The organism is Novipirellula galeiformis, from assembly GCF_007860095.1.
Classification (GTDB): Bacteria; Planctomycetota; Planctomycetia; order Pirellulales; family Pirellulaceae; genus Novipirellula; species Novipirellula galeiformis.
Genome location: NZ_SJPT01000028.1, coordinates 1 through 1,311 on the forward strand (window position 1 = coordinate 1; position 1,311 = coordinate 1,311).

General features: G+C 50.8%; 1 protein-coding gene. It reads right to left on the minus strand.

The features are described 5' to 3' along the window. Positions 1–68: 68 nt before the first annotated feature. Positions 69–1,240 (minus strand): IS3 family transposase gene (locus Pla52o_RS26525; protein WP_146597660.1). Its coding sequence is split into 2 segments (ribosomal slippage): positions 69–991 and positions 991–1,240, totalling 1,173 coding nucleotides; the frame shifts between segments, so codons are not numbered across the junction. Between the last annotated feature and the right edge of the window lie 71 nt (positions 1,241–1,311).

Genomic DNA, 1,311 nt, shown 5'->3' on the forward strand with positions numbered 1-1,311 from the left:
TGGAATTGCCCACGAAAAGTTGACAGTGGGCCGGTCTTAACGGGAAGGTAAATGGTGCCTCCTGTGGATCAGGATTCACCGACGAATAACGGTTCTTCGATGGATTGCTCAAAGTCGATCGGACTCTGGTAGCCCAGGGATGAGTGCAAACGGCAGGGGTTGTAAAAACATTCGATGTATTCAGACACGCCGCGTGTGGCGTGTTCGTGAGTGTCGTAGATCTGCCGGGCCTCTTCCGTTTTGTAGCTCTTGAAGAACGATTCCATCGGAGCATTGTCATAACAGTTGCCGCGACGACTCATGCTCTGAGTAAGTCCATTGGCGGTTAGCCTGCTGCGGAAATGCTCGCTGGCGAATTGGGAACCACGATCACTATGAACGATCAGGCCAGTCGGCGGGGACCGGAGCACCAGAGCTTGATCCAATGCCCCGACCACCAATTCAGAGTCAATGTTACGACTGGTTTTCCAACCGACAATTTTGCGTGAATGTAGGTCAACGAAAGCGCACAGGTAGCTGAATCCTTCTTTGGTGGGAATGTAGGTGATGTCAGTGAGCCAAACTTGATTAATAGTTTGGGCCCAAAAGTTTTGCTTAAGAAGGTTCTCGGCGACGGGGTGATCATGATTGGAATCCGTGGTCGAGATTCTAAATTTCGTGCGGCGATTCGCTTGGATTCCTGCCTTACGCATGTACTTGGCGACGGTGTTTCGGCTGCACTGAACTCCTCGTTTCAATAGTTCGCGTTGCATTCTTGGACTTCCATAGGCATCGTGATGCCTTTCCAAGCGAATCCTTTTGATCGCCTGCGTGATTTGCATTTCTTTCTGCTCGGTCGTGGTGCCGTCGCGTCTGGAAAACTGATAGTACGCTGCACGCGTCACTTCGAGAGTTCGACAGAGCACCGCAACCGGCCATCGATCGCGATGCTTGTCAATAAAAGTGAGCCTCAGCTGCTTTCTTTGGCGAAAAACGCTGTCGCTTTTTTTAAAATGTCGCGTTCCATCTTGAGCTGTCGGTTCTCCTCACGGAGTCGTTTCAGTTCGGCCTCGACCAACTGACTGCCAATCACTTCGGCACTGAAAGTCCCATCTTCATCAAAAGCCTTCTTCCATTTGCGAATCAAAGTTTCCCCGACGCGCAAGTCTTTGGCGACCACGGCATACGACAGTCCTTGTTCAATCACTTTTTTAACGGCAGCCAGTTTAAATTCTCGGCTGAATGTTCGACGCTTGTCCATGAATCGGATCTCCTGTCAGAGACAGTCTGACATCCGCCGGTCCACTGTCAACTTTTCGTGGGCAATTCCAG